Raw genomic sequence first — 26,877 nt, forward strand, 5'->3', positions numbered from 1 at the left:
TTTAAGATTAACTCTAATATTACCGATAGAGAAAATTTTATTTATACAAGCTTTCTCTAAAAATATTCTGTAGATAACGGACTGGAGTAGTACCTGTATGTTGACGGAAAAAAACGATAAATGCACTATCACTGATAAACTCCAATTGTTGCGCCACTTCACTTATTTGTATACCTTCAGATAGCATTTCTATTGCTCTTAATAATCTCCATTGTTGTCTCCAGTTCTGATAATTCATTCCTGTATCACGAATAAATATTCGGCTAATAGTACGTTCGCAAGCACCTACTATCAGAGCCAGCTGACCTAAACGTGGAGGTAGTTCTCCCATACGGACGTGCTCTAACCAAGATTCTAGACGAGTATCTGATGGATACATTAATTGCCAATTTTCACTTCGTGCACCACATATCTCTTCACAAAAAACAGTAATTAAACTTACCTGTTGTTCAGCCTGCATTCCCCATGGCCAAAATGCCATTCTTTCAATTACTTCAAAAAATAATGGATTGACTTCAACAATCTGTACTGGCAACTGAGATAAATTTGATGTTGGTAAAAAATATAGTGAGCGGTAAGCCATTACACCACGCATGATCGCTCGATGAGTTGTGCCTGCAGGAATCCATGCAGCACGTCGTGGTGGTAGTAAAAAAGTCATTTTACCTATTTCTATTGTGATACTACCAGCAGCCGAAAACAGTAACTGATGACGAAGATGACAATGCTTACCAGAATCATGTTTTCCTATATCTGATGCAATACCAATCACTGGATCAGCGAAAATATCTGGATCAAAAATACTATCTGATGCAATTTTCAAAATTTGTCCAATAATTAATATATTTAGTCCTTATTATGATAATCAGACTTTTATCTTTCAAGAATAATAACCTTTAATATTCATTTATTAAGACATTTCATGAATGCCATACATCGTCCACCCTTGTGGCTTTTAACACTTCTGATTATGTTCCCTCAATTAGTTGAAACCATATACAGCCCGGCACTACCTTACATTTCCCACACATTTGAAGTTAATCGTAAACAGGTAGCTCAGACGCTTTCAGTTTATTTCATCGCTTTTGCTATAGGTGTAGGGTTATGGGGATGGTTAAGTGACCAAATTGGTCGCCGCTCTGCCATGATGTTAGGACTTATCTGTTATGGGGCTGGGACATTATTAGCTATTACAACAGTAAATTTCAAAATTTTGTTATTCGCCCGTATGATTTCAGCTTTTGGCGCTGCCGCTGGGTCTGTTGTAGTACAAACCATGCTTCGGGACAGTTATGAATCGACAAAACTAGCAAGTGTATTTTCCTTTATGGGAGCCGCACTAGCTATAAGCCCGGTTTTTGGTTTAGTAAGTGGAGGCTGGTTAGTAAGTCAATGGGGTTATATGGGGGTATTTATCGCCTTATTTTTACTTGCCATACTATTGTTAATACTAAGTGCTGCTTTTCTTCCTGAAACTCAGTCTCACCCGATAACTCACACTAGCATACGAACATTAGCTGCCCGCATGTTCCTTGATAATTCGCTTTGGCAAAATGCCATGCTAATTGCCTTGTTTAATACAATGATTTTCAGTTATTACAGCCTTGCCCCATTTCTTTTTAATCAACTTGGCTGGAGTTCAGAAAAATTTGGCTGGACAGGATTATTATTAGCAATCTCTTCTCTTATGGGTAGTTTACTAAATCGAAAGCTACTTGCCTCAAATATAGAACCAGAAATATTGGTAAGACATGCTTGTTACATCACAATGTTATCAAGCATGATTGCTTGGATATTACAAACAACTGTATGGATCTTGATTCCGATGGCTGGAGTCGTTCTAGCCTATGGTATTGCCATCCCAAACATACTTAGTCGGGCATTGTGTCATTATCGAGAACAAGCAGGAAAAGCTGGCGCGTTATTCGGTTTAACTTATTATTTACTGTTGGGTTGTATGCTCGGACTTTCTGGTTTAGTACAACAGTTAGGCTTTGTTCTTACAGTCTGTACATCGGTAGCCTTACTTCTGCAGCCAAAGCTAGAGTCGAGTTAATTGAAATATTTAACTAGATATAATCATTTATTTTTTAGATTTAAAGTATATCTATTGAAAGCATTCTAGTATGAACTCTAATAAGAGTAATATAAGTTTAAAACACTATGAAAGCATTAAGCGTACTTATTTCAAATTCTGTATAGCTTAAATTTTTTAAATTCAACTTTTGGTTTACAAGCTATGAAATCTTTGGATCTTACTCGCTTTGATCTTAATCTTCTGGTTGTACTTGAAGCTTTATGGAATGAAAGACACGTTGGCCGTGCGGCAGAAAGCTTGCATATAACACAATCTGCAACTAGCCATGCTTTATCAAGGCTACGTAATACTCTAGAGGATCCTTTATTCATTCGTAACCCTAAAGGAATAGAGCCTACTCCACTAACAGTTGAATTAATGCCGCAAGTAAAAACAGCTCTTGAATTAATAAGACAAGTTGCTACTCCTAGAGGGCAATTCGATCCAATGAACTTAAAGAGGCCCCTTGTAGTGGCAGTTACTGACCATGCAATATTAACAGTTATCAATCCTGCATTTGCTAAGCTTCAGAAGGCTGCTCCTGATATAGTTTTGAAATTAAAACAAGCTAATAGTGAATCAGCTTTAAGCATGTTAGATAATGGAGATATTGATATTGTAATTGGCTCAGGATCTTTTTTTCAAATCCCCCAGCGTTTAGACTGCCAATTTGTCCATCAGGAAAGATTTGTAGGGATTGCTCGTAAAAATCACCCAGCTTTAATCAAGCGCGACAACAAAAAGTACATAGATATCAATAATTTTATCAAATTTCCGCATATCTTAGTCTCACCGAATGGAGATATACGAGGAATTGTAGATGAAGTACTAAAAACTCATAACCTTACACGCAAAATTAGCGTAATTTGTCCTAGTTTTTTGGCTGTACCATTCTTAGTTGGTAGTTCAGATTCAATAGCAGTAATAGCCGAGCGAGTAGCATTAAAATTACAAGAGACTGCTCAATTGAGCATTTTTGAGCTACCTTTGGTATTACCAACTTGGGAGGTTTATATTATTCGATCGAGAGATAGGATTAATGAACCTATGATCGAATGGATTACAAACACACTAATATCAGCGCAATCAGCCAGTTAAAAAATTCTTTTTTTAATTATTAATTTTATGCATGCATTCAATGAATGAATGCCATTAGAGATCATAATTTCAGCTGATTAGAATCACTCTAATACGATTATATAAATTATTGGAGTAATTCATGAATAACCAGCCAACCCTAGTCATGATTCCTTGCTTCTCAGGAGCAGCGTGGCAACTTAACCAACTTACTGAATTAAAAAATTATAATATGCGCACTTTTTATTTACCGAATGATATTAATAAAATAGAAGAATTAGCTGATTTCATTATAGACCAAGTAATAGATCTAGATAATTACGTTATAGTTGGTGATTCTTATGGTGCTATAGCAGCAATTGCTGTTGCAATACGTCAACCAAAAGGTTTAACAGGTTTGGTCATTTCTGGCGGTTTTGCTAAAAGTCCGATTACTTCTCCACTACTCAAATTTTTATCAATGCTTGCCCCTTTCTTTTCAGGTCCATTTTATCGACAACTAACACTTCGATTTCATGCTGCAGAGCTCGCTTCATCTTTTGATAAAGAGGGAGAAATACCCTGGTCAACAAATCTAAGTAGAGATTTATTTATTAAATCCACGCCTCACAAAGCGTATATCAATCGTATTCAATCAATTGAAGAAATCAACTATATCTCTCTCTTAGGAAACATTTTAGTACCCACATTAATTCTTACACCTGATGAAGACAAGCTAATTGGAGAAGAAGCTTCTAAAACTCTTTTAAAGAATATTAAAAACTCAGAAGAAGTGATTATCAAGCGTACGGGTCATATGTTTCGATTTTCACACCCTTTCAAATACTCTCTTGAAATAAAAAAATTCCTGAAAAAATATCAAATGTAAATATTTAGAAGAAGCTCTCTTCAAAGGGCTTCGACACATAAATCTTGCATACTTGGTCTTAATAATATTAGTGATATATATTAATAAGCATGTACAGAAAGCTAAAATCCTCGTTAGAAAATTAGCTTTATTACTTGTTCTTTACTATCCTACAGTTTGTTCTCTATCAAATAAGTTCATGATTTTTATTTTTCATAATTTTTTCAAAAAACATAATTTTAGGCAAATTTTCGTATAAATTACTCTTCAAGGTAAGTTGAGTAATCTAAAGGTAAGAAATGACGCTGAAACAATTAAAAGCTTTTTTGGCTCTTGCACGTACTCTCAACTATGCCAATGCTTCTTTAGAGCTACATCTAAGCCAATCTGCCTTAAGTCTTACCATCAAAAGTTTAGAAGAAGAGTTAGGCGGTAAACTCTTTAACCGTAATACACGCCGTGTTGAGCTTACACAGGAAGGTAAATCTCTTATTCCCTATGCGAAAAAGTTACTCGCCAATTGGGATGAGATGGAAAATGATGTTAAACAACGCTTTAAACTTAATCGGGGAACTTTAAGTATTGCATCTATGCCCTTTGTGACTCATGCCATTTTACCTGAAGTAATTCACCAGTTTTTAGCTGTTCATCCCAATCTTAATTTTTCAATTCACGATATTCCAAATGAGACCATTATAGAAAAAGTACAAGATGGTATTTTTGAGCTTGGTATCTGTTTTGAACCAGATCTTACCGAAGGCTTAGAGTTTAAGCCTCTGTTTGAAGAAGATTTCTTAGCGTTATTACCTAAAACTCATCCACTTGCTCAATCATCTTCTATTACATGGCATGAGCTTTGTTCAAATCCATTCGTGACCTTACAAAAACCTTCAATTGTTCGTTATTTAGTTGAGCAAAATTGTTTGCGAAATAATATAACGCTCGATTTAAAAGTAGAATGTCATCAAATTTCATCACTTTCAAGTTTTGTGGCTTATGGAATTGGAGTAAGTGCAATTCCAAGACATTTTTCCAAACACATTGATAAAGAACATAACGTGTTGATTGAGTTAAAGGATGAAGCTATTCATAAGACTGTGGGAATTGTTTATAAGAAGAACTTTGAAATTTCAAATATTTCTACTCAATTTATCGAGGCATTAGTTCAATATAAATTTTAAAAAATTAAATACTGTGTTTTAGGGTTGGTTTCGCTCATGTTTAATAAAAATTAATTAATTATGATATTTTTCAATAAATTAAGATTATTTTTTAAAGTTTTTTACTTAGTGAAAAACTGATCTCTTGTTATAAATTTGATACTATTCATTGATTATACTTATTAATCCTTTAAAAAAATTAACTTCTATAACGCAAATTGTGATGTTAAAACTAAATTACTAAGGGATATAGGAAAACAACAGAATGAATAAAGTTTATGCCAATGCAGAGGCAGCACTGAAAGATGTTATTGCAGATAATCAAACACTCGCTGTAGGCGGTTTTGGTTTATGCGGAATTCCTGAAAAACTAATTGTTGCAGTTAAGCAAAGTGGTGTAACTGGTCTAACTTGTATTTCAAATAATGCAGGCGTAGATGATTTTGGTTTAGGCATTTTGCTTAAAACCAAACAAATCAAAAAAATGATTTCTTCTTATGTTGGTGAAAACAAAGAGTTTGAACGCCAATATTTAAATGGTGAACTTGATGTGGAGCTTACACCACAAGGCACTTTAGCTGAAAAGTTACGTGCTGGCGGTGCTGGGATTCCTGCATTTTATACTCAAACTGGTGTAGGTACCCTTATTGCGGAAGGTAAAGAAGAACGTACTTTTCATGGCAAAAACTACATTCTAGAAGAATCTTTAACAGCTGATGTTGCTCTTGTAAAAGCATATAAGGCAGATAAAGCAGGTAATTTAGTATTCCGTAAAACTGCTCAAAATTTTAACCCTGAATGTGCGATGGCTGGAAAAATTACAATCGCAGAAGTGGAACAAGTGGTTGAAATTGGTGAATTAGATCCGGATGAAATCCATTTGCCGGGTATCTATGTAAACCGCATTGTACTGAATGCATCACCTGAAAAACGTATTGAGCATAAAACTTTAAGCACGGAGGCAGTATAAAATGGCTTGGTCACGTAACGAAATGGCACAACGTGCTGCAAAAGAACTTAAAGACGGTTTTTATGTCAATTTAGGTATTGGCTTACCTACCCTTGTTGCTAACTATATTCCAGAAAATATTAATGTTTGGCTTCAGTCTGAAAATGGTCTATTAGGTATTGGTGAGTTCCCAACAGAAGAAACTGTTGATGCTGATTTAATTAACGCTGGTAAACAAACGGTTACTGCTCGCGCTGGTGCTGCATTTTTCTCAAGCTCTGAATCTTTTGCCATGATCCGTGGTGGTCATGTCAACATTGCAATTTTAGGGGCAATGGAGGTTTCTGAAAATGGTGACTTGGCTAACTGGATGATTCCAGGTAAGAAAGTTAAAGGTATGGGCGGCGCAATGGACTTGGTTGTTGGTGTCCAAAAAGTTGTAGTGCTTATGGAACACTGTGCAAAAGATGGTACGCCAAAAATCGTAAAAAACTGTAGTTTACCTTTAACAGGTAAAGGCGTGGTTCATCGAGTCATTACTGACTTAGGTGTAATGGATATCACCCCACAAGGCGTAGAGCTGATTGAACTTGCTAAAGATGTCTCGCTTGAACAAATTCAAGCTGCTACAGGTGTCGAGTTTTATAAAACCTTAGTCGCGTAAATTCTAAGATTTAGTTAGCTGTACAGGACTCAAGTTAGAAAGTGAGCTTGAGTCTTAGCCCTTTTAAGCACCGGATGTGCTGTTTATAAATAAGAACGAGAAGGATTTTTCAGCTATGGAAAAACAGCAAGGAATTTTTGAAAGATTTGCTCTTCGGATTAGTGATTGGTCTGAAAAATGGTTTCCTGATTCATATATTTTTGCATTACTCGGCGTCATTATTGTGTCTGTTGCCGCTTTGGGTATTGGTGCCCCAATTCACGATGTAGCAACTTCTTTTGGTAACGGTTTTTGGAGTCTTATTCCCTTTACCCTACAAATGACCATGCTCATTATTGTAGGTTATGTCGTTTCTGTATCTAAACCCGTCAAATACATCATCCAAAAAATGGCACGTATTCCAAGTTCTGGTCGCGGTGCCATTGTTTTGGTAGCAACTGTCAGCTTATTAATTTCACTAGTCAATTGGGCTGTTAGTACAATCCTTACAGCGCTTTTAGTGATTGCATTAGCAAAACGTAAAGAGCTGAATATGGATTACCGCGCAGCGGCTGCGGCAGCAATCATTGGTATGGGTGCAACTTGGGCACTAGGAATCAGTTCTTCAGCAGCACAGCTTCAGGCAAATAAAAGTAGCTTACCTGAATCAATTTACAACCTGACTGGTGTTATTCCATTTACCCAAACTATTTTCCTTTGGCAATCAATTGCGATGACCATTATTTTGGTGATTGTTTCAATCGCCATTGCATATTTTTCAGCTCCAAAAGGCAATAATGTTAAAACGATTGATAGTTTTGATGTGCAGTTTGAAGAAGACAAACCACATGAGGAGAAATCAACGCGTCCGGGTGATTGGTTGGAAAACTCGCCTATCTTAACGATTATTGTAGTCACATTGGGCTTAATCTGGATGTTTTTTGAATTTTCAAAAAGTAATCCAATTATTGCGATTTCAAGTTTAAACACCTACAACTTTGTGTTTTTAATGCTTGGGTTAGCATTACATGGCACACCACGAAACTTTTTAAATGCTGTTTCAAAGGCAGTTCCAGCTGTATCAGGAATCTTAATTCAGTTCCCTCTGTATGGAAGTATCGCTTTTATTATGACGCAAGCTTTAAACAGTCAAGATTTATCGCTGTCGCATTATATAGCTGAGTTTTTCGTTTCAATCGCTTCAAAAGAAACCTTCGCAATTGTGATGGGGGTCTACTCTGCTGTACTTGGATTCTTTGTACCGTCAGGTGGTGGAAAATGGATTATTGAAGCCCCATATGTCATGCAAGCAGCAAATGATTTAAAGGTTCATTTGGGTTGGTCTGTACAAATTTATAATGCAGCCGAAGCTTTACCAAACTTAATCAATCCATTCTTTATGCTTCCAATGTTAGGCATTTTAAAACTAAAAGCAAAAGATGTGATTGGGTTTACAGTCACTCAGCTCGTTGTGCATTTTCCATTAGTTTTATTCTTGCTGTGGTTCTTTGGAAGAACACTCAGCTATACACCTCCAACTTTTTAATTTAGTGGCGCCTTTGGTTTAGGCTAAAGGCAAATTTAGCAAAAACACCAATAAGAGATATTAAGATGAGTTCAATAGTTATAGTTTCAGGTAGCCGTACGGCAATGGGTGGTTTTCAGGGTAGTTTATCTTCTCTAACCGCTCCAGATCTTGGCGCTGCTGTCATCCGTGAATCTATTCAACGTGCAGGTGTTAAACCTGAACAAGTAGATGAAGTTATTTTCGGTTGTGTATTGAGTGCTGGTATTGGTCAAGGCCCTGCTCGCCAAGCTATGCGTAAAGCTGGTGTACCTGATCATGTCGGAGCTGTGACCATAAACAAGCTTTGCGGCTCTGCTATGAAAGCTGTATTAATGGCATCGGATACCTTAAAAGCAGGCAGTGCCAATATTATTGTGGCTGGTGGCATGGAATCTATGACAAATGCACCTTATATTTTGCCGAAAGCTCGCGGTGGTTACCGTATGGGCCACGGCGAAATTAAGGACCATATGTTTTTAGATGGCCTTGAAGATGCTGAAACAGGCCGTTTAATGGGTTCTTTTGCTCAAGACATGGCAAACACCAAAGGCTTTACCCGTGAGCAAATGGATAACTTTGCGATTTCTTCACTTAAAAAAGCGCAAACTGCCATTACAGAAGGTTATTTCAAAGAAGAGATTGTTCCTGTTGAAGTAAAAACACGTAAAGGTGTGGAAGTTGTTGATCAAGATGAGCAACCATTAAAAGCAAATCTTGAGAAAATTCCAACTCTACGTCCCGCTTTTAGTAAGGACGGTACAATTACAGCTGCAAACTCAAGCTCAATTTCTGATGGTGCTGCTGCATTAGTACTTACTACTGAAGAATATGCTCAAAGCCAGGGTTTAAATACTTTAGCAAAAATTGTTGCAACTTCTACTCACTCACAGCATCCAAGCGAATTTACGATTGCTCCAATCAGTGCGATTCAAAAAGTGATTGAGCGTGCTGGTTGGTCAGTTGATGAAGTAGATGCTTGGGAAATTAATGAAGCTTTTGCAATGGTAGCAATGGCACCAATTCATGAGCTAGGAATAGATGAAGCAAAAGTTAACGTACATGGTGGCGCTTGCGCGTTAGGTCATCCAATTGGCGCTACAGGTTCAAGAATTATTCTTTCTCTCATTTATGCATTAAAACGCTTAGGTAAAAAGAAAGGGGTTGCAGCCCTATGTATTGGTGGCGGTGAAGCAACTGCTGTTGCAATTGAAATCTAATTAAAAAATAAAAGAAGATGTAAGGACTTTCCTTACATCTTCTTTTTTATAAATAAAATTCTTAAGCTGTTTTAAATAGCTCATAACAAGTTTGACGGAACCATTTATGACTACTCTTATGGTGGCAAGACATATGCCAATGTTGCTTAACGTCATAAGTTGGAAAATCAAGCGGTGCAGGTAAAATTTGTAAGTTCTCTCTAACCAATAAAACTTGGCTTAAATAATATGGAACAGTGGCAATCGCATCTGTTTCCTGAACAACTAAACCTACACCTAAGTAACTTGGTAAGCGAATTAAAATATTTCGATCCAACCCTTTATTTTGTAGCTCATTTTTAATGTGATAATGCCCAATACCTGCATCAATATCGATATGATATTCACGCATGTAATCTTCTAGAGTAAAATTATTTGGATCTAAACGCGGATGGCTTTTCGAGCTAATCACGACATAGTGTTGACGGAAAAACTTCTGCTGATAAAAACCTTCTTCTAATTGTGGCAAGAAACCTATCGCCAAATCAATTTCACCATTTGCCATTTGATAACTGGTTTCTGGCGTAATTGGTCTAATATTTAAACGAATGAGAGGTGCTTTTTCTTTTAAATAGTTAGTTAACTGAGGCAATAAAACCAAATGTGATACATCAGTCATTGCAATGGTAAACAGCTGATCTGACGTTAGCGGATCAAAGTTCACATTAAAGTTATTAATACTTTCAACTTTATCAATCACTTCACTAATCAGAGGAAAAATCTGCTTTGCAAGTTCAGTCGGAATCATTTCATTTCCAACTCGAATAAACAATGGATCATTAAAATGTTGGCGAATTTTGTTTAGACCATTACTTACACTCGGCTGTGTTAAACCAATAGCATCTGCAGCCATTGAAACACTTTTGAACCGATAAATATGATAAAAAATATTTAATAATCTACTGTCTAGATCAAACAAAATTGTCTCCGCTTGGACTCAATAATCCAGTGAAATAAGTTCAAAAGCAGGTATAAATGATAGAAAGATTCCTATGCCCTACTTTTGACTTATTGAAATTTACTCTAAATTAGCAAAGAACTTAGATGAGGGGCAATGCTTTATCATGCCTTTCATCATGAAGACCCAAGCATAATCTACTTATTTGATTAATTTATATATAAATATCGTGTACTTCATCTTGCGAATGAGTATGCGTTATTGTTCTTGCTGGGCTTTAAAACCATTCCATATTTGTTGTACCGATTTATTATCGCTCAAATTATTTTTAAAGATATAAATATCTTGTGCGAGGCAATATTCTTGCTGATCTAAAATAACTAATTTTCCAGCTGCAAGGTCTTCTTCAACGTTAATTTTCGGAATCCATGCAACCCCTAAACCTTGTAAAACCAGTTCTTTTAAGTTAGTTGCATTGTCCGTTTCATATAACGTTTTATAAACAAGTTTACCTTCTATCAGTTGGTCTACCAATTTTCTTAAGTAAGCATGTTTGCTATAAGCAAGCAATGCAAAATTGCTTTGTATTGTATGTTTAGGGCTATGGTCAGGTTCTGTAGCAGAAACAGGAACAATAACTGTCTCGGCAATTTTAATACCACTTAAAATATCATCTCCGACTTTTCTAATATTGCTTTTATCTGCATAGCAAATCATGAAATCACAGGCACCTTCTTTTAACAAAGACAGGCCTTCTCCACTATTCGTTGCGACAATTTCAATTTTTAAATCACGAATAAGAGTAGGAAATTTCTTTAAAAATGTTGTTAAAAAACCTGAAGCTAGTGAGTGAACAACACAAAAACGAATAGTAGATTCAGTTTCATTTTTAATATTTTTAATGAGTTTTGCGGTCTCCTCGACTTGCTTTTCAATATTTTTAGACATTACCAACAAAATTCGTCCAATGTCTGTAAATTCGATATTGTTCTTATTGTTTCTAATAATGACTTCAGCACCAATCATTTCTTCAATTTGCTGAATTCTTCGAGTAAAGGCAGATTGGCTAATGAACCTTTTCTCTGCTGCTTTTGAAATTGAGCGTTCACGCTCTAGAGTGAGGAGATCCTCTACCCAGCGAACTTCTAAATTCATCTTATCTATTCCCTTTTATATTTATAATTTTATTAATTGATATTTTTGGGAAGTCGTATGAATAAATGTAGAGATGAATAAAAATGGTAAAACATAGGGAGTACCTGCAAAAATGCGAGAAAAGATTGGACAATGCCAAACTATGAAAATGAAGTATTTAATAATTCTGACATAGAAAACAAGATAAGAGAATAATAGGTTTTGTTTTAACACGTTAAGAGATGAACATAACTACGATCTAATAAAAAAAAATTTTGAAATCAATGAATAAAATAACATCAGAAAAATAAATAATTCAGTTCAACCAAATAAGTTTTAGAAATAACTATAGGCTTTTATTTAACCATTTTTTATAAAGAATATAGCTTCAGGAATGAAGTAAAATTTGGATAAAAAAAGTCCGCACCTTGGGGAAGAATGCGGACTATGAACTGTTTCAATAACCCATTGTTAAGTTATTGACTAAATTTTGATGCTATTAAATTAGTACACTATTCAACTTTAAGAGCAATCATAAAATCTGATTAAACAACTTTTTCCATTTTTATTTCACCAAGAAATAAGAATGTTTTATTTACTCTTACAATAACTTATAAAGTAAAAATAAATTTAATGAATAATTACTACAACTTATTTTCAAGTTCTATGTAGTGATAATAATTAATTGTATTTCATACAATATTTATAAAGAGTATAAGGTGAAAATTCAATTCCGACTATTATACTAAAGTATCGATTTGCTTATTTTGAACTTATAAAGTCATCATTCACAATAATGACTTTATGGACAAAGGAGATATTCAAAGCAAACTAATACTCTCCAATCAAGTAGTATAATTTTCTTGAAATTTCAACCATCATATTTGCAGTATATTGACTAATTTCAAATATTTGTTTTTTTTGTGGATTAAATACCATGTTGTCTTTTTCATCGCTAAAAAAAACATAAGTTGTATATTTATCCATGTGATGAACATGCTCTTTTAAGCTTAATTTTTCACCAGAATTAGGGTCATATGCAATAAACTTCATTCTCATGCATTTGTCTCTTACAGCGCTTACATCTCAATAATTTTGAATCAAGAGATTATTTAATAGACAACAATCTCAAGCTATAACTCATCGATACGATGCAGTTGGAATATTTTGCTTTGCTTTTTGAATGGATAGCTCAGCATTTTTTATTGATTGCTCAGCCTCTTTAAGCATGTGTGAACTTTTGGTTTCAGCTTTTTCTTCAGTGCCCCAAAGAAGATAGCAAGCAAAACTTCCCAATATTAATAATCCAGCAGTTACTTTTAACATAAACTTAATAAATCAAAATTTTCTGTATTATATGTATTTTTATGTGAAATACATCACAATTTTATTAAAATTTATTAAACAAAGCTCATTATTTATTCTTTAAAATTAATATTCACATGAAATTTCAATTAAATTTACTGTTTTTTAAAAAAAAATTATGGCCTAACCATATTTAAAACACTCAATTGACGTAATCATTTTTACAATTCTGCACATCAACCATGAATATAATTATTTGAAATAATTAAATATTAATAGAAATTAAGTCTATTGATCTATTCAATTTTTAACTATTCATTTTAGCTTAACTCATTTTTTGATATGCAAAAAATGCATAATTGGTTTAATAAATGCATTAGAAGTGAAGCATTTCGAATTCTAAGATGAATCATCTTTAATGAATCGAAGTTTAATGATGAACGCTGATATTACTACCCGTATTGAGAAGGATCTTATTGGTCATCGAGAAATCAACAATGACCATTATTACGGAGTTCAAACATTACGTGCTTTAGAAAATTTCAACTTAACAAATAGCAAAGTTGGAAATTTTCCTAATTTAATTAAAGCATTAGCTATGGTTAAACTAGCTTGTGCTGAAGCAAACTATAATCTTAAAAACCTAGATCAAACTAAATTCGAAGCAATTGAATACAGCTGTAATCAGCTTATTCGTGGTAATTTCCATGACCAGTTCCCAATCGACATGATGCAAGGCGGTGCTGGTACTTCAACTAATATGAATGCAAATGAAGTATTGGCAAATGTTGCTTTGGAATATATGGGCCATTCTAAAGGGCAATATCAATACTTGCATCCAAATAACGACATTAATATGTCGCAGTCAACAAATGACGTATACCCTACTGCAATCCGTTTAGGTCTGCTATTAAGCTTAGATGAGTTAAATCTTCCATTTAACAATTTAATTTTAAGTTTTCTTAACAAATCTCAAGAGTTTGCACACATTTTAAAAATGGGCCGTACTCAATTACAAGACGCTGTACCTATGACTTTAGGTCAGGAGTTTGCTGCATTTGCAGTTACGCTGCAAAAAGATCTTGAGCAAATTAATACGCTTATTCCAAATGTTTTAGCTTATATGAACCTTGGTGGTACAGCGATTGGTACGGGAATTACGACGGAATATAATTACCGTGAACTGGCTATTCAGGCACTTGCAAAAATCTCTGATAAGAAAATTAAGTCAGCTCCAGATTTAATTGAAGCAACTTCAGATATGGGTGACTTTGTTCTTTTATCTGGTTTATTAAAACGTACTGCTACGAAACTTTCAAAAATTGCTAATGACTTGCGTTTACTTTCAAGTGGCCCACGTACTGGCATTAATGAAATTAACTTAGAAGCGCGTCAACCGGGTAGCTCGATCATGCCGGGTAAAGTAAACCCTGTTATTCCTGAAGCGATGAACCTTGCTTGCTTCCAAATTATTGCAAACGATTTGGCTGTAACTTTAGCTGCTGAAGCAGGCCAACTACAGTTAAATGCAATGGAACCGCTTATTGCATTCAAACTATTTGAATCTATGGACTTACTTGGTAGAGCAATGGCAATGTTCCAAAGCAAGTGTATTGATACGATTACAGCGAATCCTGAACACTGTAAAGCTTTAGTTGAAAACTCAATTGGTATTGTGACTGCACTCAACCCATATTTGGGTTATGAAACTACAACTCGTATTGCTAAAACTGCAAACGAAACTGGACAAAGCGTATTGGCTTTAGTTCAAAAAGAAGGTTTATTATCAACTCAAGTGCTTGATGATATCTTGTCGATTAATAATATGGTTAAACCAAAAATGTCGGCTTAATTCCTGAAAAATAAAAAGGAGCTTTTAAAGCTCCTTTTTATTTTTCCATAATTTTTAAAAACTAAACGTTGTAGAGAACTGGGCTATACGTGGATTACCTAAGAATAAATAGTCATCACCCATAAATGCCCCTACATCACGCCAATATTTCTTATTAAATAAGTTATCAATATTGAGTCTAAAAGTTGTGTCATGCCCAGCAAAATTTGTTTTATAGGCAGCACCAATATTAAAGACACTGTACCCACCTACTTTTGCCGTTGCCTCTTTATTTGCATATTTACTGCTGCTGTATTGCATACCACTCAGTAATCGTAATCCTTCAACAGAAGGAACTTTATAAGATAGCTGCGCAGTTGCGCGGATTTTCGGTACATTTTGAGTCTGATGACCTTTGTAGTTGTCAGTATCAATATCAACAAGACGAGATTTGGTATAGGTAACACCTGAACTTACATCGAGTGTATCGGTTAAGGCACCCGTTAAACCTAACTCAATACCTTGATTGTGTTGCTCACCTTGTTCAACAAAATCGAAAGTTCCATCTGCATTTACTTTGCTATATTGATTATCTTGTTTTAAATCAAAAATAGCTGCTGTTACCAAGAAGTTGTGTATCTGTTGTTTAACTCCAAGTTCATATTGTTCAGAGTTTTTAGGTGATAGAACTTCTAAAGCATTATTAGCAAACCATGGTGCTTCACCACCATCTGATAAACCTTTAGCATATGAAGCATAAAGATTAGTTGTAGTAGTTGGGCTATACATGAGCGCTAATTGTGGCAAGAATTTGTTTAAATCCGTATCACGGCTTTGCTGCCCATCTGAATTATAAGCTTGCTCATCAAGGTGAATAAGTTTCCCACCGAATAAAGTTGACCACTGATCATTAAATTGAACTCGGTCAGATACAGTAAGTGCAGTTTGATCGCTTTCTAGGGCTTTGTAACGATCACCTGGACTTTCCGATGAAGGATTGTAGTCAATCGTATCTTCATAGATATTGCCTGTTCCTACAGCTACATTCAGTGGTGTATGGTGCTTTAAGGTTTTATAAGTACGTTGTAATTCGAAAGCTACTTGATGCTGAATGTTGCCAGTGTTGAATCCACCATTTAACCCAGCTGCAAACTGGTTAGTAATGCGTGTGTCATCTGGACTACGAAAATCGTAAATATCATAATTACCGTGTTTATCAAAAGTATTGCCCAAGCCAGTAACTTCACAAATGCTGCTATAACATCCCCATGGGAAAGCACTATTATCATCAATCACAACACGGCTTTGTGATGCACTTAAGCTACCATTCCATTGATCATTAAATGCATATTGATACTTTAAACTCGCATTTACACTGTTATTTACAACAGGCTTACTCCAAGACTGATAACCCAATAAACGGTCTTGATCTACATTTGTTGGTACTTCTTGTCCATCAAGCAGTTGATAGCCTGGTACTGAGCGTTGGCTTTGACGCTGAGCTTCAATATCAAACAGTAATTTAGAGCGATCATTAATTTTCCAGTCTAAAGCAACTGAACCAAACTCACGTTTACCATTTGCGTGATCAACGTTTGGGTGGATACTTTCATGTGCTAAATTAACGCGATAACCAAAATTGTCATTAACAAAGCCGCCTACATCCGTTGCCAGTGTATAGCCGCCTTCTGAATTTGCATCGACCGTAATAGTTTTAATATCGGCAGGTCTTTTGGTCACGTAGTTAACCACACCACCGGGTGTCGACATTCCACTTTGAATCGCAGAAATACCTTTTAAGATTTCAACTTGCTCTTTATTTTCTAAAGCAACATTTTGCTCACCACGTATACTATGACCATTAATGAGATAACTTGAACCTAAATCGAGTGCGAAACCACGAGCGACAAAGTTTGGATAATAGCCAATAGCAGCGTAGCCATCGCCTAGCGATGAATCATTTTTAATAACATCGGTGAGTGTTTTTGCGTGCTGATCTGCTAGACGCTCAGAAGTAATGGTTGTAATGGAGGCAGGAACTTTCTTTACATCGCCAGTTTGAAAACCAGATAGATTAACTTTCTTTGAGGTGTATAGCGCATCACTATTTTGTGTGGCATTCACAGTAATGGTTGGGAGCTGCGAAACCTCCGCTTCATTTGCATAAACTACAGAGCTTATAAGTGCAATAGATGAAGCCAATGCTGTTTGAGAGCATGTCATGAAGTAAAGATTTAACGCGCGTCTTTCCATTGAATAGTTACCTGCCATAGCGAGCATAATTTATAAAGCTAAAAAACGGTTATGTGCCCTATTTTTCAGCCACGCAAGAATACAGGCACCCATATTGAGAAACAACACATTCTGTATTTTTTCGATTAAGTGAATTTAATGCAACTTTTATGCACTTACTTATCAATATATAAATTTCTTTTATTTTCTTTGAAATTGAGGTTATAACTTTTTAAGTATTACAAAATAGCAAAAATGAAACTAAGCTCAAAACTAGAGGAGTCAGGAGAAATTTAACAATAGATATATTTTTAAAATTAGCTCAATGATTTTAAATACAATTCATTATCAAATTGAATGAAAGGAAATGTTCGATCATTGGTTAATTTATCTTTAAATCGAACAAAAGGACGTAATTTTACTAGAATCGAATTTTAAAATTAGAAAAAATAAATGGTTAGGAATTTTAAGGAAGTGCTCAAGGTCGAGTGATTTTTAATGTTTCATTCTATTTTCTGTATAGCATACCTAAAAAATTCCTAGTTTTTGTCTACAAAACGATGGAATAAATATGACATATACTCAGGAAGAAAAACGTAGCCGGATACGTGGGATTGTAGGCGCAGCCTCTGGTAATTTAGTTGAATGGTTCGACTTTTATATCTATGCAGTATTTGCTGCCTACTTTACTCAAGCCCTAACTGCACCAGATATGGATAGTACGACTAAGTCTATTTATGTTTGGGGTGTGTTTGCTGCAAGTTTCTTTATGCGTCCAATTGGTAGTTGGGTATTTGGACGCATCGCAGACCGACATGGTCGAAAAAAGTCGATGATTATCTCAATCTGTCTGATGGCCCTAAGCTCATTTTTGTTTGCAGCTTTGCCAACTTATGATCAAGTTGGTTTATTTGCACCCTTTCTTTTACTTGTAGTGCGATTACTTCAAGGCTTATCTGTGGGTGGCGAGTATGGAGCAGTTGCAACTTACATGAGTGAACTAGGCTTGAAAGGTCAACGTGGTTTTTACTCGTCTTTCCAGTATGTCACCCTCTCTGGCGGTCAGTTACTCGCAAGCTTACTTGGCGTTATTTTGTTGGCATTTTTAAGTGAGCAACAATTACATGACGGCGGTTGGCGTATTCCATTTGTGATTGGTGGTATCGCGGCAATTTTATCTTTACTTGCTCGTAGTCGTTTAGAAGAAACACTTTCTCATCAAGATAGCGAACGTAAAGAGTCTGGTAGCTTAAGAGAACTCTTTAAAAAGCATTGGAAAACCTTTTTATTGGTGGTCGGATACACTTCTGCTGGTTCCTTAACATTTTATGTAGAAACTGTTTACTCAAAAACCTATTTGACCAATTTAGGGATGGATGGAAAAACCGTTGGTTATATCATGACCTTCGCGCTATTTGTCTATATGTGTGCTCAACCTGTATTTGGTGCAATATCCGATCGTATTGGGCGCCGCTCTTCAATGTTGGCATTTAGCTTATTGTCCGCCATTTTTATTTATCCAGTCATGGTGGTCGGGATGCGAGCCAATATTGACTCTCCGATTATTATAGCCCTGCTACTCATCTTTATGATGATGTTACTCAGTTTCTATACCTCTATTAGTGGTTTGGTAAAAGCTGAAATGTTCCCGCCTCATGTACGAGCTTTAGGCGTAGGTTTTTCGTATGCAGTAGGTAATGCGCTGTTTGGTGGTTCTGCACCTTCAGTTGCCTTACAGTTCAAAGCTGCTGGAATTGAAAATACTTTCTTTATTTACGTCATTGTCATGCTGATTATCTGTTTCTTATGTAGCCTTGCGCTTCCGAAAAATCCAGATTATTTAGAACATGATCATTAAAAACTAAAAGTTAGATATTCTTCTAGAGCTTTTTTTAGAAGAATATCTTTTTAAAATAATAAGAAATTCATTTTTGTTCTGTATCTTATAACTACATAGTACAACGCACCTGCTTAATTCATTAGCAATTTTGAGTTTGATGCTGCTGATCTATATAAATCAATTTTTTGATGGGATAAAAATGGAAAACGAAAAATCCCCTTTACCTGAAAGTATTATTCAAGTCACCTTCTGGCAAGCCTTTTTATTTTGGCTCAAGTTAGGCTTTATTAGCTTTGGCGGGCCAGCTGGACAAATCGCTGTGATGCATCAGGAACTCGTTGAACAAAAGCGCTGGATTTCTGAAAAAAGATTTCTCCATGCACTTAACTACTGCATGCTGTTACCCGGCCCTGAAGCGCAGCAATTAGCAACCTACATTGGTTGGCTTATGCACAGAACTGCGGGAGGATTAGTCGCAGGCATTCTATTTGTCCTACCGTCTTTATTTATTTTAATTGGGCTGTCTTGGGTCTATATAAAATTTGGAGATGTTCCGATTATTGCTGGTATTTTTTACGGGATAAAGCCTGCCGTCACCGCAATTGTCTTTCATGCAACATACCGTATAGGTAGCCGTTCGCTTAAAAATAAATTTTTATGGTTCGTGGCAATTGCAGCGTTTCTTGCCATTTTTGTCTTAAAGCTTCCTTTCCCGCTTATTGTTTTATCAGCAGGCATTGCAGGTTATTTAGTAAGTAAAAAGTACCCTGAGCTACTTTCCTCAGCGGCTGGTCACAAAGCTAGTCAAAAAGATTATGGCCCAGCATTTATTGATGATGATACCCCAACACCAGAGCATGCTAAATTTCATTGGTCACGATTAGCTAAACTTATTTTTGTGGCCATTGCGTTATGGTTATTGCCAATTTTAGCTTTAGGCGCATATTTTGGATGGCATCATTCTTATACTCAAATGGCGTGGTTTTTCACTAAAGCTGCGCTGCTTACGTTTGGGGGCGCTTACGCAGTTTTACCTTACGTCTATCAGGGCGCAGTCAATCATTTTGACTGGCTTTCACCTACGCAAATGATTGATGGATTGGCACTTGGGGAAACTACACCCGGTCCACTGATTATGGTAGTTGCCTTTGTTGGTTTTTTAGGAGGTGTTAATCATTCATTACTTGGGTCTGAACATCTATTTTTTGCTGGAGCGCTCGGTGCTGTCATTGTGACTTGGTTTACCTTTCTCTTTTCATTTGTATTTATTTTTGCAGGTGGTCCTTTTATTGAATCTACACACAATGAAATTAAGTTTACCGCACCACTCACTGCAATTACCGCGGCTGTGGTCGGTGTCATTTTAAATCTAGCATTATTTTTTAGTTATCACGTGCTATGGCCGCACGGTTTTTCCGGTCACTTTGACACTATCGCAGCCGTCATTACAGTGGCTTCATTTATTGCCTTATTCCGCTTTAACATTAATGTGTTGTATGTCATTTTTGCTTCGGCACTAATTGGTTTAGGTGTTTATCTTTTATAAAAATGAGTCATGGGGTCTTTTAACGTAATTGTGAAGGACTCATGCCATAAAACTGTTTAAAGCGATGGCTTAAATGGCTTGCTGAACTAAAACCACATACCAAAGCAATATCTTGTAAAGAAAGCTGAGATGACTGAATTAACCCCTTTGCCTTAGTTAAACGTCTTTGCATGACATATTGGTGAGGCGCCATATTCATAGACTGTTTAAACATATGAGCAAAATGGTATTCACTTAAATTCACAACATTTGCCAAGTCTGACAAAGTGAGTGCTTGGTCTAAATGCCCTTCAATCCATTCCTGAATATATTTGAGTTTATGAGGAGCAAGCCCACCTTTAATGACTGGCTGCTGCCATTTCACGTTGCTGTATCTTCGAATTAAATGATTTAACAATAAACTGGCAGTTGTACTCATTTGTAAATGATTTGATGAATCATTCCAATCACAATCTAACAAGAAAAACTGATATAGCGCACGAATCTTTTCGTCATCATTAAAGACAACTTCGTTTAGTTCAATTTGATTGGGCTCTTTGTCCCATATTTTTTCAGCAACATCACGCAAATGTTGGTCGGTATAATACAAGTGAACGAATTTAAGCCCACCACGTATGTCCCAAGTTGATTCCTGATGTTCAGGCAACAAACAAAAACGCCCCGGCCCACCGCCATTTTTCCAGCCCGCAGGTGTTTTTTGATAGCTTTCATAGCCATCTTGAATATACAGACTTAAAGTATGGTGATCGCTACAGACACTTACACGATCTTGCTGATTAGACCAAAATGCAAGTTGCATATTTTCATCAAGCACCACAGTTTCGTGAAGCTTGGCTTTAGATTGCTGTAGCTGTTCTAAAGTTTGATAGGCCATGCAAAATTAAAACGAATATCATTGAGCTTAAGTTAACCATATTCAGCAAAATTCAGCTAGTTCAGTTATATAAAAAGCGCAAGATCTTGCATGTATAACACAAGAATATATACGTGAAAAATGAAGCATTCCTAGATACTTAAGCTTGGTAATCGAGGATGAAGTTATGAATATTTTACTCTATGTTGCGGTGGTGTTGATTTGGGGAACAACATGGATTGGAATTGCCGTTCAAAGCCACTATGCAACACCCGTTGTCGCAATTTTATGGCGTTTTGCCATTTCAGCCTTATTACTGTGGGTTGTTTTACTATTTTCAGGAAAATTACAGCGAATTGCTTTAAAAGATCACTTGTTTTGTATGCTGCAAGGCCTTTGTGTTTTTGGCCTAAACTTTATTTGTTTTTATACTGCGGTTAAATATGTAAATAGCGGTTTAGAGTCTGTCATTTTTTCAATGGCTGTTTTCTTTAATGCCATTAATGCGCTTATCTTTTTTAAACAGAAACCTTCTCCAAACTTTGCGCCAGCTGCAATTTTAGGACTCATAGGTATTGTTTTACTGTTTTGGCATGACCTGATTAATAGCCAGTTTAATGCACAGTTATTAATGGGTATCGGACTATGTGCAATAGGCACTTACGGTTTTTCTTTAGGAAATATGATTAGTGTTAGACACCAAAAACGTGGTCTAAATATCTTTTCAACAAACTGTTATGCCATGAGCTATGGGGCATTGGTGATGTTAAGCCTAGCTTTATTTACAGGACAAGATTTAATGCCACCGATGAATTTCCCATTTTTAAGTTCGGTACTTTACTTAGCTGTATTTGGTACGGTTATTGGGTTCTCTGCTTATTTTTCTCTGGTTGGACGAATTGGCGCAGCCAAAGCAGCTTATAGCACGTTGCTCTTCCCTTTAGTTGCTTTAACAGTTTCTACTTTCTTTGAAGGATATGAGTGGACTTTAAATGCTGTACTTGGAATTTTATTAATTTTACTTGGCAATTACTTAATGTTTAGTAAGTTAGAAATTGGAAAAAAGTTATTTAATAGTCAAAAAAGTTGTGAGAAGCAGGCCTAAGCCTGCTTTTTTATAAATCATAATTAATTTTAACAGCCCGTTTTTAGCAATAACTCGAAATCTTTTAAAGCTGCAGCTGCTGTAGCTAAAGGCGCAGATGCCCCTCCACTGACCACAAACTCACCCATCTCTTGCGTTAACACTCGTATGCATTTATTAGAACCTTGCAGATGAGCAAAAGGATGATTTGCTGCAACTAGTCTTAATTCAACACCCGTTTGAATTTGCTGATTTTTAATATGAATAAAACCAACCAAACGAGGAGTTAGATTTTCATTTTTCCAATCACGTATATGATCGGCAGTTACATGACTGATTCCTTGTCTTGGAATATCTTTAATTTTTATATCAGCTCCCAAAACAGTATTTGCCAGTATTGTAATTTTAGCAGCGGTATCCCATCCATCTACATCGAAAGAACTGTCAGGTTCCGCAATACCTTTTACTTGAGCTTTTTCAAGAGATTCTGTAAATGCACATTCGTGTTGCAACATATCATTCAAAATAAAATTTGTGGTGCCTGTAAACACACCTTCTATTTCTAAAATTTGGCAACCAGCCAAGTTATATTCAAACAAATCAACAGTCGGTAAAGCCGCAGCCGTCGCGCCGCTAAAAAATAGTTTTTTATTGTGCTGATGTGCCAAGTTAATTAGTTTTTTACCTTCTACGACTAAAGCACCTTTAGATACTGCAATCGCATTCATGTTATGTGTTAAAGCATAATTTAAATAAAATAGGCCTTTTCCACCTGTCACATAATCACTTGGGCCAGTCTCAATAATGACATCCGCCTGAACCTGTTGTAAAAACTTTTGTTCAGTGAGACCTGCTTGATATTGTGCTTTATCTAGCCACTTTGAAGCTTGTAAACCATCTTGGTCAATTAAACCTGAAGATGAATTACAGACACCCACTAAACGGGCATCAGCTTGATATTTTTGTTTATAGTATGTCGATCGATTTAAAAGAAGCTCTGCAATTTGTTGCCCAATCCGTCCAAAACCACAAATTGCCACGTTAACTCGCTTCATATCGCTTTCTCAAAAATTTATATGATTTAAATCAAAAAGTTTCCATAGACAATTTCAATGCATCATCTCTGGAAACTTTATATTTATATAGATAAGTTAAAATACTATATCGCTCAGATATTTGTTAGATTAACAATCTTAATAACCATATAAATTGCGACAGCAAAAACCATTAAAGCAAAGACTTTTTGTACAATCGTAGGTGGAATAAAGCGAATAGCTCGACGACCTAATAGCATGCCTGCTACACATGCAAGAGCAAACGCACTGGTAATGCCTACTGGATAGTGAAAACCTTCTGCAATATGCATCACAATACTTATGCCACTAATGAGAAAAATAATCATAAGTGAGGTTGCAACAATGCTATGCATATCCAAATTTGTGACTTTTCTAAGCGCTGGTACAATTACAAAGCCACCACCAACACCTAGCATACCAGTTAAAAGCCCCGCAATAATTCCAATGCCTGCAAGTACACCTCCAGTTTTAAAATTCCAGATAAATCGCCCTGTACTTGGGTTGACCTGACACGGCGGGTTATGGAAATCTGAAACTCGGTTACTGATGAGTCGATAACCCACTGTAAACATAACCAAGCTAAACATTAACATGAGCCAGACAGGTGAAATCGTATTGGATATTAAGATTCCAATATGGGCCATGGGAGTACCAATAATTGCTATCCAGATTGCAGCGCGATAGCGCACAATCTTTTTAAGTAAGCCTTCAATAGTCCCAATCAGGGTAGATAGCGCGACAGCCAGCAAACCAATAGGCGCTGCTTGAGCCACTGTCCAGCCTTGACTTGTCATGAGTGCGGGTACAGCGAGAATACCGCCACCCGCACCAGTAAGACCAAGTAAAAAGCCAATAACAATGCCTTCAACGACAAGTAGTAACATATCAAAAGCCTAAAATTGCATATATTTCATTTGCTGTGGACTGCCATTTGATGAGTAAGCAAATTCTCATCTTCTTGCGAAGCTTCAACCGCTTCTCAGGATAAAGCGTTGCTTTACTTATCCTCTTCCACTCGAGCACAGCTCTCGTCTTCTTGCGAAGCTTCAGTCGCTTCTCAGGGTAAAGCGTTGCTTTGTTTATCCTCTTCCGCTCAAGCACAGCTTTCGCCTTGCGCTCGGGTAAAGCGTTGCTTTACTTATCCTCGCTCAGGTTTGACCATCCACTCGCGGCCTTTGAGCATGCCTTGCCAGTAAATCGGTGGCAAAATCTGTTCTTTAAGCAACCAAGCCAAACGAGATGGTTTTTGTCCATCAATCACCCATTTTGGAAAACTAGGAAGCAATTTACCGCCGTAACCAAACTCGGCTAGAACGATTTTTCCACGCTCTACTGTGAGTGGACATGAGCCATACCCATTGTATTCACAGAAGTTTTGTTCACCCTTGAGCTGCGTTATCACATTCACAGCGACGATCGGAGCTTGTGCGCGTGCAGCAGCAGCCGTTTTGGCATTAGGCGCATTCATCACATCACCTAAAGCGAAAATATTGGCATGCTGTGTGTGTTGTAAAGTTTGAGGATTCACACTCACCCAGCCTGTGTCATCAGTGAGTGTGCTAGCACGAATAAAATCTGGGGCTTGTTGGGGTGGAACAACATGCAACATATCGAAATCGGTCTCGACTAATGCTGCATTTTCATCATTCACCACTTTGAACCATGCTTTCTTTGCAGGCCCGTCTACTTTGACAAGTTGATGGTTAAAATGAAGTTCAGTGCCATATTTTTCAACGTATTGCATTAGTGCAGGTACATATTCTTTAACACCAAATAAAACAGCGCCAGTGTTATAAAAATGAATAGAGATATTTTTAAGTTGGCCTTGCTTTAACCAGTAATCGGCTGAAAGGTACATCGCTTTTTGAGGAGCACCTGCACATTTAATCGGCATAGGCGGTTGGGTAAAGATCGCCTTTCCACCGTTTAATTGTTGCACCAGTTCCCATGTATACGGCGCTAGATCATAACGATAGTTAGACGTCACCCCATTTTTTCCTAAGGTTTCGACTAAACCTTCAATGCCATGCCAATTCAGTTTTAAACCGGGACACACGACCAAAGCTTTATATTGAATAGGTTGGCATCCTTCCAAAATAACCTGATTATGCTCAGGGTCGAATCCAGCAACCGCAGCTTTCATCCATTTTACTTTTGAAGGTATCACACTTGTCATTGAGCGTGCGGTTACTTGTGGTTTGAAAATACCACCACCGACCATGGTCCAGCCCGGTTGATAATAATGTGTATCTGCGGGATCAATAATGACAATATCTAAATGAGGTTCACGACATAAAAGACTCGACGCTACAGAAATTCCTGCTGCCCCAGCGCCAACAATCACAACGCTATAACAAGGAATTGTGGCTGGTTCATGATCACGTTTTAAAATACGTGGCACCAAGCCTTTTAAGTTAAACCCAAGCTTATTACCCGACTCAACTAACAGTGCTGCATCTTGTGGAGCAACTTCAGCCAAAGCCCATAAACTGATTGCACGCATACCAGAGCGACAATATGCTAAAACGGGCTTCTGAGCATTCTGATAAAGCTGCTTAAACTCGGTAACTTGTTGATCGCTAATTTTACCACTGATAACAGGCTGATAGATTACGTTTAGGCCATGTCGCTGAGCTGCTTCTTCAATTTCAATCACATTGGGTTGATCTGCACCTTCCCCATCTGGACGGTTACATATCAGAGTTTTTATTCCTTCGTCTGCAATTTTTACAATATCGTTGGCAGTAATCTGGCCAGCAACATAAAAATCTTGATTAACTCGTTTAAGTTCCATATTGCCACCTTATAATTGTGAAATTGAGCCGCAAGCCTGATTAGCAGGAAGTGCTTTATCAATTTGTTTTGGATATGGCAGATTTAAGTTATTCATTAATTCAATAAAATCTTCACGCGAGCGATTCTGACCTAGACGTGAATTATTTAAGCGTTCATTGCCAATGGTTGAAGATAAACGACCTTTATAATCGTGTCCCGGATACACAATAGTGTCGTCAGGCAAGCTAAAAAGTTGTTTATGAATACTGTCATAAAGTGTGCCCGCATTTCCCTGCTGGAAGTCGGTTCGACCGCATCCATCAATTAATAATGCATCACCAGTGAAAACCATATTTCCCACCAAATAACTCGTACAAGCATTGGTATGACCTGGTGTATAGCGTGCTTCAATACTAAGTTTGCCTAGTTTCAGCGTACAACCATCTGTAATAAGAATATCTCCGCAACTTACATCTGAGTTTCTATGTAAAACCGATTTACAATGAAAACGTTCACGCAGTAAATTTGCAGCAGTAATATGATCTGCATGAACATGTGTATCTAAGGTATAGATGAGCGTAAATTGATGCTTTTCTAATTCTTTTGCATAGATTTCTATATCTGATGCAACTGGGTCAATTAAAATAGCCTCTCGTGTTTCTTCGCATCCAAGCATATATGTATAAGTCGAACTTTCTTGTTCAAAAAATTGCTTAAAGAACATGAT

Annotated in this window: 23 protein-coding genes; 12 read left to right on the forward strand and 11 right to left on the reverse strand. The window is 36.6% G+C overall.

Annotated features, from left to right (window positions below):
- Positions 1-37 precede the first annotated feature (37 nt).
- The gene (locus ABFY81_RS01780) at positions 38-823 is read right to left on the reverse strand and encodes a helix-turn-helix transcriptional regulator (RefSeq protein WP_346789736.1); all 786 of its coding nucleotides are present in this window, start codon (positions 821-823) and stop codon (positions 38-40) included.
- A gap of 78 nt (positions 824-901) precedes the next feature.
- Here ABFY81_RS01780 and ABFY81_RS01785 point away from each other — a divergent pair, with 78 nt between their 5' ends.
- The 8 genes from ABFY81_RS01785 to ABFY81_RS01820 all read left to right on the forward strand — a co-directional run bounded on the left by ABFY81_RS01785 (position 902) and on the right by ABFY81_RS01820 (position 9,537).
- A complete protein-coding gene (locus ABFY81_RS01785) occupies positions 902-2,056 on the forward strand; it encodes a multidrug effflux MFS transporter (RefSeq protein WP_347913405.1) in 1,155 nt (384 codons plus the stop codon).
- A 183-nt stretch (positions 2,057-2,239) separates the two neighbouring features.
- The gene (locus tag ABFY81_RS01790) at positions 2,240-3,175 is read left to right on the forward strand and encodes a LysR family transcriptional regulator (protein WP_134261686.1); all 936 of its coding nucleotides are present in this window, start codon (positions 2,240-2,242) and stop codon (positions 3,173-3,175) included.
- A gap of 121 nt (positions 3,176-3,296) precedes the next feature.
- On the forward strand, positions 3,297-4,022 hold the full coding sequence (locus ABFY81_RS01795; RefSeq protein WP_134261685.1) for an alpha/beta hydrolase: 726 nt from the start codon (positions 3,297-3,299) through the stop codon (positions 4,020-4,022).
- A gap of 278 nt (positions 4,023-4,300) precedes the next feature.
- Entirely contained in the window at positions 4,301-5,182 is an 882-nt protein-coding gene (locus ABFY81_RS01800; RefSeq protein ID WP_347912903.1) for a LysR family transcriptional regulator, read from the forward strand.
- A gap of 244 nt (positions 5,183-5,426) precedes the next feature.
- Entirely contained in the window at positions 5,427-6,131 is a 705-nt protein-coding gene (locus ABFY81_RS01805) for a CoA transferase subunit A (RefSeq protein ID WP_019459101.1), read from the forward strand.
- A gap of 1 nt (position 6,132) precedes the next feature.
- The gene (locus ABFY81_RS01810) at positions 6,133-6,774 is read left to right on the forward strand and encodes a 3-oxoacid CoA-transferase subunit B (protein ID WP_049065394.1); all 642 of its coding nucleotides are present in this window, start codon (positions 6,133-6,135) and stop codon (positions 6,772-6,774) included.
- Between the two features lie 115 nt (positions 6,775-6,889).
- On the forward strand, positions 6,890-8,299 hold the full coding sequence (locus ABFY81_RS01815) for a TIGR00366 family protein (RefSeq protein ID WP_347912904.1): 1,410 nt from the start codon (positions 6,890-6,892) through the stop codon (positions 8,297-8,299).
- 65 nt (positions 8,300-8,364) lie between these two features.
- Entirely contained in the window at positions 8,365-9,537 is a 1,173-nt protein-coding gene (locus ABFY81_RS01820) for a thiolase family protein (RefSeq protein WP_347912905.1), read from the forward strand.
- Between the two features lie 61 nt (positions 9,538-9,598).
- Here the strand turns inward: ABFY81_RS01820 and ABFY81_RS01825 are convergent, their stop codons facing one another.
- The 4 genes from ABFY81_RS01825 to ABFY81_RS01840 all read right to left on the reverse strand — a co-directional run bounded on the left by ABFY81_RS01825 (position 9,599) and on the right by ABFY81_RS01840 (position 12,934).
- Positions 9,599-10,495, reverse strand: coding sequence for a LysR family transcriptional regulator (locus ABFY81_RS01825; protein WP_004887299.1), 897 nt, complete (start codon positions 10,493-10,495; stop codon positions 9,599-9,601).
- A 237-nt stretch (positions 10,496-10,732) separates the two neighbouring features.
- On the reverse strand, positions 10,733-11,629 hold the full coding sequence (locus tag ABFY81_RS01830) for a LysR substrate-binding domain-containing protein (RefSeq protein ID WP_019459097.1): 897 nt from the start codon (positions 11,627-11,629) through the stop codon (positions 10,733-10,735).
- A gap of 810 nt (positions 11,630-12,439) precedes the next feature.
- Positions 12,440-12,661 (reverse strand): hypothetical protein, encoded by a 222-nt coding sequence (locus ABFY81_RS01835; protein ID WP_077164232.1) that lies wholly within the window; start codon positions 12,659-12,661, stop codon positions 12,440-12,442.
- Between the two features lie 87 nt (positions 12,662-12,748).
- Positions 12,749-12,934: a hypothetical protein gene (locus ABFY81_RS01840; protein WP_004701766.1), complete on the reverse strand. Its 186-nt coding sequence runs from the start codon at positions 12,932-12,934 to the stop codon at positions 12,749-12,751.
- A gap of 412 nt (positions 12,935-13,346) precedes the next feature.
- Here ABFY81_RS01840 and ABFY81_RS01845 point away from each other — a divergent pair, with 412 nt between their 5' ends.
- Positions 13,347-14,765 carry an aspartate ammonia-lyase gene (locus ABFY81_RS01845; RefSeq protein WP_081409903.1) on the forward strand — a complete coding sequence of 473 codons (1,419 nt, stop codon included), beginning with the start codon at positions 13,347-13,349 and terminating at the stop codon, positions 14,763-14,765.
- 54 nt (positions 14,766-14,819) lie between these two features.
- Here the strand turns inward: ABFY81_RS01845 and ABFY81_RS01850 are convergent, their stop codons facing one another.
- Entirely contained in the window at positions 14,820-17,024 is a 2,205-nt protein-coding gene (locus ABFY81_RS01850; RefSeq protein ID WP_347912906.1) for a TonB-dependent siderophore receptor, read from the reverse strand.
- A gap of 523 nt (positions 17,025-17,547) precedes the next feature.
- On the opposite strand from ABFY81_RS01850, the gene ABFY81_RS01855 reads away from it, so the two are divergent.
- Both ABFY81_RS01855 and chrA read left to right on the forward strand, forming a co-directional pair.
- Positions 17,548-18,834, forward strand: coding sequence for an MFS transporter (locus tag ABFY81_RS01855; RefSeq protein ID WP_004701769.1), 1,287 nt, complete (start codon positions 17,548-17,550; stop codon positions 18,832-18,834).
- Positions 18,835-19,015: 181 nt separating this feature from the next.
- Positions 19,016-20,362, forward strand: coding sequence for a chromate efflux transporter (chrA, locus tag ABFY81_RS01860; RefSeq protein WP_347912907.1), 1,347 nt, complete (start codon positions 19,016-19,018; stop codon positions 20,360-20,362).
- Positions 20,363-20,381: 19 nt separating this feature from the next.
- Here the strand turns inward: chrA and ABFY81_RS01865 are convergent, their stop codons facing one another.
- Positions 20,382-21,236 (reverse strand): AraC family transcriptional regulator, encoded by an 855-nt coding sequence (locus ABFY81_RS01865; RefSeq protein WP_347912908.1) that lies wholly within the window; start codon positions 21,234-21,236, stop codon positions 20,382-20,384.
- A gap of 166 nt (positions 21,237-21,402) precedes the next feature.
- Here ABFY81_RS01865 and ABFY81_RS01870 point away from each other — a divergent pair, with 166 nt between their 5' ends.
- Positions 21,403-22,320 carry an EamA family transporter gene (locus tag ABFY81_RS01870; RefSeq protein ID WP_288420415.1) on the forward strand — a complete coding sequence of 306 codons (918 nt, stop codon included), beginning with the start codon at positions 21,403-21,405 and terminating at the stop codon, positions 22,318-22,320.
- A gap of 29 nt (positions 22,321-22,349) precedes the next feature.
- Here the strand turns inward: ABFY81_RS01870 and ABFY81_RS01875 are convergent, their stop codons facing one another.
- The 4 genes from ABFY81_RS01875 to ABFY81_RS01890 all read right to left on the reverse strand — a co-directional run bounded on the left by ABFY81_RS01875 (position 22,350) and on the right by ABFY81_RS01890 (position 26,874).
- A complete protein-coding gene (locus ABFY81_RS01875; RefSeq protein ID WP_347912909.1) occupies positions 22,350-23,354 on the reverse strand; it encodes a homoserine dehydrogenase in 1,005 nt (334 codons plus the stop codon).
- 113 nt (positions 23,355-23,467) lie between these two features.
- Positions 23,468-24,259 (reverse strand): sulfite exporter TauE/SafE family protein, encoded by a 792-nt coding sequence (locus ABFY81_RS01880; RefSeq protein ID WP_151741151.1) that lies wholly within the window; start codon positions 24,257-24,259, stop codon positions 23,468-23,470.
- Between the two features lie 254 nt (positions 24,260-24,513).
- Positions 24,514-26,169, reverse strand: a complete 1,656-nt coding sequence (locus ABFY81_RS01885) for a TIGR01244 family sulfur transferase (protein ID WP_347912910.1) — start codon at positions 26,167-26,169, stop codon at positions 24,514-24,516.
- Positions 26,170-26,178: 9 nt separating this feature from the next.
- Positions 26,179-26,874 carry an MBL fold metallo-hydrolase gene (locus tag ABFY81_RS01890; protein ID WP_347912911.1) on the reverse strand — a complete coding sequence of 232 codons (696 nt, stop codon included), beginning with the start codon at positions 26,872-26,874 and terminating at the stop codon, positions 26,179-26,181.
- Positions 26,875-26,877 lie beyond the last annotated feature (3 nt).

The organism is Acinetobacter sp. WA-87 (genome assembly GCF_039938935.1).
In the GTDB taxonomy this organism is placed as follows: Bacteria; Pseudomonadota; Gammaproteobacteria; order Pseudomonadales; family Moraxellaceae; genus Acinetobacter; species Acinetobacter seifertii.